The sequence below is a fragment of the Streptomyces sp. KLMMK genome (genome assembly GCF_036961605.1).
Taxonomy (GTDB): Bacteria; Actinomycetota; Actinomycetes; order Streptomycetales; family Streptomycetaceae; genus Streptomyces; species Streptomyces telluris.
The window spans coordinates 1-12,451 of the sequence record NZ_JBAMDC010000194.1 but is presented as its reverse complement, the minus strand read 5'-3'; the positions used below and the strand labels follow the sequence as shown (position 1 = coordinate 12,451).

At 74.3% G+C, this 12,451-nt stretch carries 10 protein-coding genes; 5 read left to right on the top strand and 5 right to left on the bottom strand.

What is annotated here, in order from left to right; all coding sequences use genetic code 11:
• Both V7793_RS23790 and V7793_RS23785 read right to left on the bottom strand, forming a co-directional pair.
• Positions 1-1,299, bottom strand: a 1,299-nt coding sequence (locus tag V7793_RS23790) for an LCP family protein (protein ID WP_443057976.1), incomplete at its 3' end; no start/stop codon positions are given.
• A gap of 79 nt (positions 1,300-1,378) precedes the next feature.
• On the bottom strand, positions 1,379-2,131 hold the full coding sequence (locus tag V7793_RS23785; RefSeq protein WP_336009681.1) for a TIGR03089 family protein: 753 nt from the start codon (positions 2,129-2,131) through the stop codon (positions 1,379-1,381).
• Between the two features lie 128 nt (positions 2,132-2,259).
• Here V7793_RS23785 and V7793_RS23780 point away from each other — a divergent pair, with 128 nt between their 5' ends.
• The 3 genes from V7793_RS23780 to V7793_RS23770 all read left to right on the top strand — a co-directional run bounded on the left by V7793_RS23780 (position 2,260) and on the right by V7793_RS23770 (position 5,851).
• Complete coding sequence (locus V7793_RS23780) at positions 2,260-3,687, top strand: peptidoglycan recognition protein family protein (RefSeq protein ID WP_336009679.1); 1,428 nt, start codon at positions 2,260-2,262, stop codon at positions 3,685-3,687.
• A gap of 81 nt (positions 3,688-3,768) precedes the next feature.
• Positions 3,769-4,851: an NDP-sugar synthase gene (locus V7793_RS23775; protein WP_336009676.1), complete on the top strand. Its 1,083-nt coding sequence runs from the start codon at positions 3,769-3,771 to the stop codon at positions 4,849-4,851.
• 97 nt (positions 4,852-4,948) lie between these two features.
• A complete protein-coding gene (locus V7793_RS23770; protein ID WP_336009674.1) occupies positions 4,949-5,851 on the top strand; it encodes a DNA-3-methyladenine glycosylase family protein in 903 nt (300 codons plus the stop codon).
• A gap of 24 nt (positions 5,852-5,875) precedes the next feature.
• Here V7793_RS23770 and V7793_RS23765 read toward each other — a convergent pair whose 3' ends face one another.
• From V7793_RS23765 to V7793_RS23755, 3 genes are all read right to left on the bottom strand, one after another.
• Positions 5,876-7,225, bottom strand: a complete 1,350-nt coding sequence (locus V7793_RS23765) for a coenzyme F420-0:L-glutamate ligase (RefSeq protein WP_336009670.1) — start codon at positions 7,223-7,225, stop codon at positions 5,876-5,878.
• Positions 7,222-8,193 (bottom strand): 2-phospho-L-lactate transferase, encoded by a 972-nt coding sequence (cofD, locus tag V7793_RS23760; RefSeq protein ID WP_336009668.1) that lies wholly within the window; start codon positions 8,191-8,193, stop codon positions 7,222-7,224. Before cofD ends, V7793_RS23765 begins: the two co-directional genes overlap by 4 nt.
• Positions 8,194-8,257: 64 nt before the next feature.
• Positions 8,258-8,833: a cysteine dioxygenase gene (locus V7793_RS23755; protein ID WP_336009666.1), complete on the bottom strand. Its 576-nt coding sequence runs from the start codon at positions 8,831-8,833 to the stop codon at positions 8,258-8,260.
• A gap of 690 nt (positions 8,834-9,523) precedes the next feature.
• Between V7793_RS23755 and V7793_RS23750 the strand changes: the two genes are divergently transcribed.
• Positions 9,524-9,787: a WhiB family transcriptional regulator gene (locus tag V7793_RS23750; protein ID WP_004952403.1), complete on the top strand. Its 264-nt coding sequence runs from the start codon at positions 9,524-9,526 to the stop codon at positions 9,785-9,787.
• A gap of 456 nt (positions 9,788-10,243) precedes the next feature.
• On the top strand, positions 10,244-12,451 hold a 2,208-nt coding region (locus V7793_RS23745; protein WP_336009651.1), incomplete at its 3' end, for a glycosyltransferase family 2 protein.

Here is a 12,451-nt window from a genome sequence, read left to right as displayed (position 1 = left end):
CGGGCCCCCTCCGGTCGCCCCGGTGCCCGGCGTCCACGCCGGCCCCCCGGTTCCCGTGGTTCCCCCTGTCCCTGACGGCCCCTCGGGACTGCCGGGCCCCTCCGGGCTCACCTGGCCCCCCGTCCCCTCCGGTCCGTCCGGCCCCTCCTCGGCCCTCGGCTTGCCGGCTCCCGGCCTGGCGTCCCCGGGCTTGTTCTCCGCCGCCCGGACGTTTCCGGTCACCGACACCGGCCGGTCCTCGCGCAGTTGCCTGAAGAGCTGGTCGGCGTCCGGCTGCACCAGTTCGTCCCGGTTGGGGTTGTACGGGTACGGGCGGCGCGGCACGGTCAGGAACTGCGCGCGCTCGCTCGGGACGGTCCGCACGGTGCGCACCAGGTCGTACATCTTGCGCAGCGAGTCGAGGCCGGCGTCCGTGGTGAGCGAGGACGTGGCGGCGTCCAGCACCGGGTAGAGCCGCGTGGGGTTGAGCAGCACCCCGTCGCTCTGCATCTCCTTGAACAGCGCGCCGAGGAACTGCTGCTGCCGACCCATCCGCTCGGTGTCGCTGCCGCCGCCGAGGCTGTAGCGGGCGCGGACGTACCCGAGCGCCTGCTCGCCGTTGAGGGTCTGGCGGCCGGCCGGCAGCTTCAGCCGCGCCTCCTGGTCGTCGACCGCCTGCTTGAGGCACACCTCGACCCCGTCCACCGCGTCGACCAGGTGCTTGAAGCCGCTGAAGTCCACGATCACGTGGTGGGTGATGCGGATGCCGCTGAGCTTCTCGACCGTACGGATCGTGCAGGCCGGGCCCGCCTGCTCGAACGCCCAGTTGAACTGCGCGAAGCGCTCGTTCGTCTCGGTGCCGTCGGGCCGCCGGCACCGGGGGATGACCGACATCAGGTCGCGCGGCAGGCTGACGGCGGTCGAGCTCTTCCGGTCGGCGGCCACGTGCAGCAGGATCGTGGTGTCCGAGCGCTGGGTGCCGCTGTCCTCGCCGTACTGGCCGTTGCCCGCGCCGCTGCGGGTGTCCGAGCCGATGATCAGGATGTTCTGGGCGCCCTTGACCAGGGCCGTGGGGCGCTCCTTCTCCCAGCGCCGCAGCTCGTCCGCGGTGGCCGTGTCCGTCCTGATGTTGCCGTTGAGCCGTTCGTACAGGTACCAGCCCAGCGCGACCACGGCCAGCACCGTCAGCGCCGTGCCCAGAGCGAGCCAGCGCAGCCATCGGCGGCGACGGGGCGCGGGCGGCGGCTCGTCCGGCTCCTCGAAGAAGGCGGAGCAGGACGGCGTGGCCGGGGGGCCGGGCCTTCCTGGGCTCTGGGTCACGGTGGCGCTGCGTCCCTCCTCGGGGTGCCGTCATCGGTCCGTACGCCGATCATCGCCCGAGTGCGGCCCCGCGGCAGCGTCAGAGGGCCGTCACGGTGACGCGCTCACTCTCCCGGCGCTTGTCGAGGCCGCCGCCGGAGAGCCGGTCGAGGTGGCGGCAGAGCACCACCGAGCCGCCGGAGGCGAGCGGGGCGAACAGCCCGGCGGACAGCCCGTCCCAGGAGTCGTAGGGCAGCCCGGAGAGCATGCGCGAGCCCCCGCCGAGCCCGTGCTGGTGGGCGTCCGTGCGGGCCCGCTCCACGAGCTGGGCACCGGTCAGCTCCAGCCCGCCCACGGCGAGCGCCGGGGCGCCGGGGTCGACCGGGGCGTACGGGGCGAAGCGGTCGCCCTGGGCGGGCACCTCGACGGCGTAGTCGGTGAAACCCGCGGGCGGCTGGGGGAACCGGCCGCCCAGGGGGCGCAGGGCCAGTGCCACGCGCTCGCCCGAGCACGCACGCGCCTCCTCCAGCGCGTCGGGCCCGCTGACGACGAGGTCCGCGGCGGCCGGATCGCCGCCGACGTCGGCCAGCACGCCGACGGACGAGCAGGCCAGCAGCCACACGGCCGTCTGCCAGTGGGCGGGCAGCAGCAGGGCGAGCCGGTCGCCCGGCTCGGCGGCGAGATCGCCCTGGAGGAGGTTGGCGGTCTTCGCCACCCAATTGGCGAAGGTGGCAACGGACAATTCCACGCGCTCGCCGGTGGCGTCGTCGTAGAAGGTCACGAGCGGGCGGGACGGATCCGCGGCGAGCGCGGATCGCAGCAGGTCGGCGGGGGTGCGATCGGTGGCGTTCATCGGCGCCAGCGTACGCGGCGGGGCGCGTGCGGGTCAGCCGGAAGGGCGGCGCCGAAGGGGTACGGGGAGAACCCGTGGGCCACTTGACGAATGGACAGATTTATAGGGGTATGCCCAAGATTTTCGGTATGCGTGGAATCCTTGTCTCGACGACCGTGACCGCCTGCGCCGCCGCCCTCACCCTGCCCTTCCTCGCCGCCCCGTCCTCCGCCTCGCAGTCCACCCACGACCCGGGCCTCCCCGCGCGCTCCGTGCCCGGCAGCACCCAGTCGCTGCCGCTCGTGCCGCTGCACGCCAAGAACCGCACGTCGGGCCCCGGGCCCACCTCGGAGCAGGGCCTGCCCCAAATGGAGGTCAAGCCCTTCTCGCTGGTCGGCATCGTCTGGGACGACGCCGGGGCCGAACTCCGCGGCCACGCCCAGGTGCGCACCCGCCCCGTCGGCGGCCAGGACTGGGCCGGCTGGCAGGAGATCTCGACCCACGACGACGACCGCCCCGACAGCGACTCGGCCGAGGGCCGCGCGGGGCGGCTGCGCGGATCCACCGCGCCCCTGTGGGTCGGCGCCTCCGACGCCATCCAGGTCCGCGTCCGCCCCGAGGCCGCGACGCCCGCGACCGGCCGCACCCCGGCCGGAGCCCTGCCCTCCGGGCTGCGCCTGGAACTCGTCGACCCGGGCGCCGACCGCACCCGCTCCGCCGCGCCCCCCGTCCCCAGCGAGAACGAACTCGCCGCCTCCGCCGCCAACGTCCCGCTCGCGCCCCTCGGCGCCACCGAGATCCCCGCGCTCGGCAAGCCGGAGTCCGAGGGCGACATCGAATACACCGGCACGGGCGAGCTGCAGGTGGAGGACGAGGAGTCCGGCGGGGACCAGGGCGGCGGCGACGGCTACGACCCCGAGGACTACGGCCGCCCCGGCAACAGCGTCGACGACAGCGGTGTCGACGGGCGCTACGTCGGCCCCCGCCCCCGCATCGTCACCCGGGCCGGCTGGGCCGCCGACGAGTCCCTGCGCGAGTCCGGCTTCGCCTACACCTCGGCCGTCCGCGCGGCCTTCGTCCACCACACGGCCTCCGGCAACCGCTACTCCTGCTCACAGTCCGCGTCCGTCATCCGCGGTATCTACCGCTACCACGTTGTGAGCAGCGGCTGGCGGGACCTGGGCTACAACTTCCTCATCGACAAGTGCGGCACCATCTACGAGGGCCGCGCGGGAGGCGTGGCCAGACCCGTCAAGGGCGCGCACACCCTCGGTTTCAACAGCAGCAGCATGGGCATCGCCGTTCTCGGAACGTACGGAACCACCAGTCCGTCCACCGCGGCGGTCGACGCGGTGGCGGACCTCACCGCTTGGAAGCTCGGGCTGTTCGGCGCCAACCCGGCCGGCACCGCGAGCCTGGTGTCCGGAGGCGGAAATCTCTTCAAAAAGGGGACCAAGGTCAAGCTCAAGGCCATCTCCGGGCACCGCGACGGCTTTGCCACGGCGTGCCCCGGCGACCGCCTCTACGGCAAGCTCGGCACCGCCCGCTCCGCCGCGGCCCGCCTCCAGGGCCGCTGACCTGGCGCGGGGGCACCCTCCGGTCTGCATACACTGGCCGCCGATTACGGCCCGGCCCCAGCAGGAAGCAGAGACGACAAGGTGACAGAAGCCATCCTCCTGGTCGGCGGCAAGGGAACCCGGCTGCGCCCGCTCACGATGAACACGCCCAAACCCATGGTTCCCGCAGCGGGCGTCCCCTTTCTGACGCACCAGCTGGCCCGGGCCCGCGCGGCGGGCGTGGAGCACATCGTGCTGGCCACGTCCTACCTGGCGGAGGTCTTCGAGCCGTACTTCGGCGACGGATCGGACCTCGGCCTGCACCTGGAGTACGTCACCGAGGAGGAGCCGCTCGGCACCGGCGGAGCCATCCGCAACGTCGCCTCCAAGCTCCACTCGGCCCCGGACGAGCCCGTCCTGATCTTCAACGGCGACATCCTCACCGGCCTGGACATCGAGGCCCTGGTGACGACCCACCGCACCACCGGCGCGGACGTCTCCCTGCACCTGACCCGGGTCGAGGACCCGAGGGCCTTCGGGCTGGTCCCGACCGACGGGACGGGGCGGGTGACGGCCTTCCTGGAGAAGCCGCAGACGCCCGAGGAGATCGTCACCGACCAGATCAACGCCGGCGCGTACGTCTTCAACCGCGCGGTGATCGACACGATCCCCGCGGGGCGGCCGGTCTCGGTGGAGCGGGAGACCTTCCCCGGCCTCCTCGCCTCCGGGGCGCACCTGCAGGGCATGGTCGACTCCACGTACTGGCTGGACCTGGGCACGCCGCAGGCCTTCGTCCGGGGCTCGGCCGACCTGGTCCTGGGCCGGGCGCCGTCCCCCGCGGTCCCGGGCCGCTGCGGCGACCGGCTGGTCCTGGACACCGCCGAGGTCGCCGCCGACGCCAAGCTCACCGGCGGCACGGTCATCGGCGCCGGCGCGCGGGTGGAGCCGGGCGCACGGGTCGACGGCAGCACGGTGCTGGACGGCGCGGTCATCGAGGCGGGCGCCCAGGTCCGGGACTCGCTGGTGGGCGCAGGGGCGCGCATCGGGGCGCGTACGGTGCTGGACGGCGCGGTGATCGGGGACATGGCCCGCATCGGGGCGGACAACGAGCTCCGGGCGGGGGCCCGCGTCTGGTGCGACGCGGAGATCCCGGCGTCGGCGATCAGGTTCTCGTCGGACCAGTAGGAGAGCAAAGGCCAGGAGGAGAGCAAAGGCCAGCAGGAGCGCACAAGCCGGATGAATCCGGCATAGGCGGGCGAACGCCTGGACGTACCCTGGCAGGATGACCACCCGCACCTGGACCCCGCCGGGCCCGTACGACCTGGGCCGCACGCTGGGCGTCCTGGCGCGGGGCCCGGGTGACCCGGCGTTCAGGACGGGGCCGGACGGCTCGGTGTGGCGGGCGACCCGCACCCCGCAGGGCCCCGGGACGCTCCACGTGACCGACCGGGGCGGACGCATCGACGCGCAGGCGTGGGGGCCGGGCGCGGAGTGGCTCCTGGAGACGCTCCCCGCCCTCCTCGGCGCCGGGGACGACCCGGCGGCATTCACCCCCCGCCACCGTCTGGTCCACGAGGCGCACCGCCGCCACCCCGGCCTCAGGCTGGCCCGCACGGGCCTGGTCCTCGAATCGCTGATCCCGTCCGTCCTCGAACAGAAGGTCACCAGCGACGAGGCCTACCGGGCCTGGCGCCTGCTCCTGCAGCAGCACGGCGAACCGGCCCCGGGCCCGGCCCCCCGGATGCGGGTGATGCCGAGCGCGCGGGGGTGGGCGATGATCCCGTCCTGGGACTGGCACAAGGCCGGCGTGGACGGCAAGCGCTCGGCGACGATCGTCCGGGCGGCGCGGGTGGCGGCGCGCCTGGAGGAGGCGGCCGCCATGGACGACGCACAGGCGTCGGGACGCCTGCAGGCGGTCCCGGGCATCGGCCCGTGGACGGCGGCCGAGACCCTCCAGCGCAGCAACGGCTCCCCCGACGCCGTCACGGTCGGCGACCTGCACCTCCCGAAGATCGTCGGCTATGCCCTCACCGGCGCCCGGGGCACGGACGACGAGGCCATGCTCGACCTCCTGAGCCCGTACGAGGGCCAGCGCCACCGGGCATGCCGCCTGATCCTCCTGACGGGCACGAGGCCCCCGAGAAGGGCGCCCCGCTTCTCGGTGAACGACATCAGGGCGCTGTAGGCCGGCTGCAGGCCCCCGCGGGGGCTAGCGGACCTCGATGAACGTGTCCGCGACCCGCGCCGGCCGTTCCCGCGGCGGTGCCGCCGCGTGCCCCACGGCCACGGCGCCCATCGGGTCCCACCCCTCCGGCAGCTCCAGAACCTTCCGCACCACGTCCCGGCAGAACATCGTCGACGAGATCCACGCCGACCCCAGCCGCTCCCCGGCCAGCGCCACGAGGAAGTTCTGCACGGCCGCCCCGGCCGCCACGACGAACATCTCCCGCTCGGAGGCGTTCCGCCGCGCATCCGGATACGTGTGCGACCCGTCCATCACCAGGCACGGCACCACCAGATACGGCGCATTCCGCAGCACGTCGCCGCGCCGCACCCGCTTGGCGATGCTCTCCTCGCCGAACCCGTCCCCCCGCAGGTCCGCGATCCACGCCTCCCGCATGGCGTCGAGCAGCCGCACCCGCGACTCCTCGGACTCCAGCAGGACGAAGCGCCAGGGCGTCGTGTGGTGCGGAGCGGGCGCCGTGACGGCGGCGGCCACGGCCCGGCGCACGGCGGCGCCGTCCACGGGCTCGCCGGTGAACTCCCGCACCGTCCGCCGCAGCGTCACGGCTTCCCGCACCGCTTCGGACGTCCCGAGCCGGAACATGTCGTCGGCGGCGGAGCGCACCAGGGCACGCGCCCCGGAGTCGCCGTCCTCGCCCTCACCCACCACGTGGGGCAGCCCGCGCACCACGGCCACCGGCAGGCCCGCGACCTTGCCCTTCACGAGGTCACCGGCGGCGGCCAGCTCGTCGGCCGTGGCGACGACGGTCGCGCTCAGCGGATTGCCGTGCGCGTCGGCACCGCCCCGCAGGTCGTCCAGCACCCGCACTCCGGCCGCACCGATGGCGACGTCGGTCAGACCGTTGCGCCAGGGCCGGCCGAAGGTGTCCGTCACGACGACGCCGACATCGACGCCGAGGGCCTCCCGCAGACCGGCCCGCAGGGCGCGGGCGGAGGCGTCGGAGTCCTCGGGCAGCAGCAGGACCGTCCCGGCGGCGGTGTTGGACGCGTCGACGCCGGCGGCGGCCATGACCAGCCCCTGCCGGTTCTCGACGATCCGCAGGCCCCCGCGCCGGGCGACGACCCGTACGGTCTCGGCGTCTATGGCCGCCTCGCGGTCGCCGGCCCGGACCAGCCGCCCCTCGGCCTTGCTGACGATCTTCGAGGTGACGAGCAGCACGTCGCCGTCGGCGAGCCCGGGCAGGCCCTCGCCCGTGACCGCCGAGGCGAGGAGCTTGACGAGGTCGTCGCCCGCCTGCACCTCGGGGATGCCCGGCACGGCCCAGACCCGGTACCCGGGGACCCGGCCGCCCCCGGAGGATTCCGGCGCGCTCACGCCCGCACCTCCTCGGCTAGCGCGAGCGCCTGCGCGGCCATCGCGGCCGTGGCCTGCGTGTCCGTCATCATCAGCGGCACGGCTCGGCACGGGATGCCCGCGGCCTCGACCTCTGCCACGGCTCCGGCGTCGACGGTGTCGACGAGCCAGCCGTCGAGCAGCCCGGAGCCGTAGTGCCGGGCGACGGCCGCGGCCGTGGACTCGACGCCGACGGCGGCCAGCACCTTGTCGGCCATGCCGCGCACGGGCGAGCCGCCGACGATGGGGGAGAGGCCGACGACGGGCGCGGACGCCCCGGCGACGGCCTCGCGGATGCCGGGCACGGCCAGGACGGTGCCGATGCTGACGACGGGGTTGGAGGGCGGGAAGAGGATGACGTCGGCCGCGGCGACGGCCTCCAGCACGCCGGGCGCGGGCTCGGCCTGCTCGGCGCCCACGGGGACGATCGCGTGCGCGGGCACCTCGGCCCGCAGGCGCACCCAGTACTCCTGGAAGTGCACGGCCTTGCGGGCGCCGTCCTCGCCGTCGGGGTCGTCGACCATCACGTGCGTCTCGACCCGGTCGTCGCTCATCGGCAGCAGCCGCACCCCGGGCTGCCAGCGCGCACACAGCGCCTCGGTGACGGCGCTCAGCGGATAGCCGGCGCCGAGCATCTGCGTGCGGACGATGTGCGTGGCGAAGTCGCGGTCGCCGAGCCCGAACCACTCGGGCCCGACGCCGTACGCCGCCAACTCCTCCTTCACGGCGAAGGATTCGCCGGCCCGGCCCCACCCCTGCTCCTCGTGGATGCCGCCGCCGAGCGTGTACATCACGGTGTCGAGGTCGGGACAGACCTTGAGCCCGAAGAGGTGGATGTCGTCGCCGGTGTTGCCGATGACGGTGATGTCCGCGTCGGGGACTGCTGACTTGAGGCCACGGAGGAAGCGGGCGCCCCCGATCCCGCCGGCCAGAACCACAATGCGCTGCATGCGGTCAGTCTGTCAGGACGGGGGGCCGCTCCCGAGGGGTGGTGGCCTGCCGGCGTGCGGGCCGTCAGCCCCGTACGGCGCTCCCGCCGGCAGGAGCTGCCGTGACGGCCGCGGCGGGGGCGGCGGGGGCGGCGGGGGCGGCGACGAGGCGGCCGGCCGCCGACGCGGACGGGCGCATGGGCATCTCGGTCAGCCCCGGCGAGTAGATGTGGAGGCTCACGGCCGGCGCGAGGGAGTCGTTGACGATCTCATGAGCGTATCCGGGGGCGAAGACACGCTGCGCTCCGGCGCGCAGCACCTGCCGTGCGCCGTCGAGCGGCCCGGTGCTTCCGGTGATCTCGGTCAGCTCCCCTTCCAGGACGGTCAGCACACCGGAGGAGGGGCCGTGGTCGTGGGCGCCGCTGCCCTGGCCGGGCACCCAGCTCAGCAGCCAGACCTCGTAGCCGGGGCCGGTGCGGAGGCGGTGGTACCAGCGGGTGGTGGCGTCGTACCGGACCAGGTGGGCCCAGGAGGCGCGGTCGGCGGCGACGGCGCGGGCCAGCCCGGCGAACTCGGCGACGGTGCGCGGGTGGGCGGGGACGGGCGGCAGCAGGTGGGGGATGGCGAGCGGGTCGCCGGCGATCTGGACGTCGCTGTTCATGTGCGGAGGTTCCTCGGCGAGGTGCGGGGGAGGGCGCGGTGACAGGCGGAGCGTGGGGCGCCCGGAGCTGGGGGTGGCGCGAGGGCGCGATGCGCCGCGGACGGCCGGGGTGACGGCCACGCGGGCGGGCGGTGCGGGACCCCCGGAAAGAAGGGGTCAGCCGGAGCTCTGGGGCATCAACAGCTGGAACAGCGACAGCGAGCCTGCACAGCGCAGCGGGACCCGTAGTCACGGGTCAGGCTGAGGGCGGCGTTCACTGGCATGCCCACCACGGTGACGGGACCGGACACGTTGTGTCAACTGCGTGTCCCTTTTGGGGGCAATGTTTCACCTCATCCGGTAACTGTGGGTGCTCCAAGGTTTGCGGGGGTGTGACCATGGACAGGTGGCGCTCCAGCCAGGGCCGTAAACATCGTTCGGCCGGACGGTGCAACGGGATTGCCGCGCGTGACGTCCTCTCTTTGCAGAGGGGGGCGGGGCGACCGTGGCGGCCGGAGGGGTCTGTCCGGACTTGTAATCTTTTGGACACTTTCTGCTTGGCTTTGGTTCCGCAGAGTGAATAAGGGGCCCAATAGCAGATCTCGGCTTGACTGGCCCGGATCGGCACACTTGTAATTTCACCCGTGTCGTTCTGCCGTACTTTGATGGAGGCGGAGGCACGGGGACGTAAATGACAGACGAGGGGCGCACATGACCGAGCTGTTTCAGCAACTGCTGGTCGAGGAGGCGGACGAGGAGCTCGGCTGGCAAGAGCGCGCGTTGTGCGCTCAGACCGATCCCGAGTCCTTCTTCCCCGAGAAGGGCGGATCCACGCGGGAGGCGAAGAAGGTCTGCCTCGCCTGCGAAGTCCGCTCGGAATGCCTTGAATATGCCCTTGCCAATGACGAGCGGTTCGGCATCTGGGGCGGCCTGTCCGAGCGCGAGCGCCGCCGCCTCAAGAAGGCCGCGGTCTGAGCTTCCGATAGGCATACGGATAGGCGCATGGCTCCAGCGGTCCTAAGGAGCGGATAAGCAGCCTTATCGAGGACCGGAGCCCGTGATTCGGTTTCGGTGATTCGGGGGCCAGTGATTCCGCGAGAAATCCCTGAATTCATGGGCCGATAGTCACTGAAAGTTAAAAGTGGAAGCCAGGGGTTAACGCCCCGTGGCGTCGACCGCCGGGTTCGGAGCCGGGCCCGGCCGTGGGGTTTCCGCCGGTACGGCCCTCCCCGCCCGACCACGTACGGGACGACCTACGGTCCGCCCAGCCGCGCCCGCGGCGCGAGGCGGACCGCTGTGTGCGCAGCCACTAGTGTGGGGCCGCGTCCGAGACGCACCGCCGCCCCGACGGGCGCACCCGCGGCCGGCGCAGTCCAGCACAGCACCCATCCGGGGCCCGCCCCGGACCCCGGCCGGAGGGCCCGTACCCCGATGTCCGTGCACAGCAATGCGGCGCACTCGAAGACGGCGGCCGCGTCCGCCGCTCCCGGCCGCCTGCCCGCGTTCGACCCGGCCGTCGCACCGGCCTTCCCGCGCCACGTCGTCACCGCCGTGATCGTCAGCCACGACGGCGCCCGCTGGCTCCCCGACGCCGTCGAAGGCCTCCTCGGCCAGGAGCGCCCCGTGCAGGCCGCCGTCGGCGCCGACACCGGCAGCGCCGACGACTCCGCCCAGCTGCTCGCCGACGCCCTCGGCCCGGACCGCGTCCTGCACCTCGCCCGCCGCGCCGGCTTCGGCACCGCCGTCGACGAGGCCCTGCGCGCCGTCCCCGCACCGGACCCCGAAGAGCTGCCCTACCTCAAGCGCTCCAGCGGCTGGGACCCCGTCAGCCGCACCTGGCGCGAGGACGCCTACGACCAGCCCGGCGACGGCCGCCGCCACGGCGACGCCGACCTCGAACCCGTCCAGTGGCTCTGGCTCCTGCACGACGACTGCGCCCCCGAACCCGGCGCCCTCCACGAGCTCCTGCGCGTCGCCGAGTCCGAGCCCGAAGCCGCCGTCATCGGCCCCAAGCTGCGCGGCTGGTACGACCGCCGCCAGCTGCTGGAGACCGGCGTCTCCATCGCCCGCAGCGGCCGCCGCTGGACCGGCCTCGACCGCCGCGAACAGGACCAGGGCCAGCACGACCAGGTGCGCTCGGTGCTGTCGGTGTCCACCGCCGGCATGCTCGTGCGCCGCGACGTCTTTGAGGAGCTCGGCGGCTTCGACCCCCGGCTGCCCCTCATGCGCGACGACGTCGACCTGTGCTGGCGCGCCCACGCTGCCGGCCACCGCGTCCTCGTCGCCCCCGACGCCGTCCTGCGCCACGCCGAGGCCGCCGCCCGCGAGCGCCGCCCCGTCGACTGCGCCGGCCGCCGCGCCGTCAACCCGCACCGCGTCGACAAGGCCGGTGCCGTCCACACGCTGCTCGCCAACACCCGCGGGCCGCTCCTGGCCTACGTCGTGCTGCGGCTCGTCCTCGGCACCCTCCTGCACGCCCTCGGCTACCTCCTGGGCAAGGCCCCCGCGCAGGCCCTCGACGAACTCACCGGCCTCTTCGGCGTCCTCCTGCGCCCCGGCCGCATCCGCGCCGCCCGGGCGAAGCGCGGCGCACCCGCCGTCCCACCGGCCGACCTCGGAGCCCTGTTCCCGCCACCGGGCGCGACCCTCCGGGCCGCCGCCGAACAGCTGGCGAGCAACTTCGGCGGCCGCTGGGACGACGCACCCTCCTCCGGCGGGCGCCACGGCGCCGTCGAATCCGGGCCGACCGGGGAGGACGCCGACTTCCTGGAGATCGAGCAGTTCGCCCGCCTCAAGCGCCTCGTCCGCAAGCCCGCCCCGGTCCTCTTCGGCCTCCTGCTGATCGTCTCCGTGGTCGCCTGCCGCCAGCTCTTCGGCGGCGGCAGCCTGGCCGGCGGGGCCCTGCTGCCCGCGCCCGACGGAGCCTCCGCCCTGTGGGCGCAGTACGCCGACGGCTGGCACCCGGTCGGCGTCGGCAGCACCGGCAGCGCGCCCCCCTACCTGGCGGTTCTCGCCACCCTCTCGACGCTCTTCCTCGGCTCCACCGGCTTCACCCTCACCCTGCTGCTCGTCTGCTCGGTGCCCCTGGCCGGCCTCACCGCCTACTTCGCCTCCCGGCCGCTGGTCTCCTCCCGCCCCCTGCGGGCCTGGGCCGCCGTCGCCTACGCCTTCCTGCCCGCCGCCACCGGCGCCCTCGCCGCCGGCCGGCTCGGCACCGCCGTCCTGGCGATCCTGCTGCCGCTGATGGCGCGCACCGCCGTCGCGGCCACCGGCCTGCGCGTCCCGGGCGCCCGCCCCACCTGGCGCGCGTCCTGGGCGTACGCCCTCCTGCTCACCGTCACCACCGCCTTCACCCCGGTGGTGTGGCCGCTCGCCGTCGTCCTGGGCCTGGGCGCCCTGGCGCTGCACGGCACCCAGGGCGGACGCCCGCGGCTGATGCTCCACGCCCCGCGCTTCCTGGCCGTCGTACTCACCCCCGTCGCCGTGCTGGCCCCCTGGTCCCTGGGCCTGTTCGCACACCCGGGCCGCTTCCTGACCGAGGCCGGGCTCGACCGGGCCGCCGCCGGCGGAGCCTCCCCGCTCCACCTGCTCACCGCGGACCCCGGAGGCGCGAAGGCCGCCGGCGGGCTGCTGCTGGCA

Coding starts and splice junctions, on each gene's coding strand:
- V7793_RS23755 (WP_336009666.1), bottom strand. CDS start 8,833: ATGAACAGCGACGTCCAGATCGCCGGCGACCCGCTCGCCATCCCCCAC.
- cofD (WP_336009668.1), bottom strand. CDS start 8,193: ATGCAGCGCATTGTGGTTCTGGCCGGCGGGATCGGGGGCGCCCGCTTC.
- V7793_RS23750 (WP_004952403.1), top strand. CDS start 9,524: ATGACCGAGCTGTTTCAGCAACTGCTGGTCGAGGAGGCGGACGAGGAG.
- V7793_RS23785 (WP_336009681.1), bottom strand. CDS start 2,131: ATGAACGCCACCGATCGCACCCCCGCCGACCTGCTGCGATCCGCGCTC.
- V7793_RS23770 (WP_336009674.1), top strand. CDS start 4,949: ATGACCACCCGCACCTGGACCCCGCCGGGCCCGTACGACCTGGGCCGC.
- V7793_RS23780 (WP_336009679.1), top strand. CDS start 2,260: ATGCGTGGAATCCTTGTCTCGACGACCGTGACCGCCTGCGCCGCCGCC.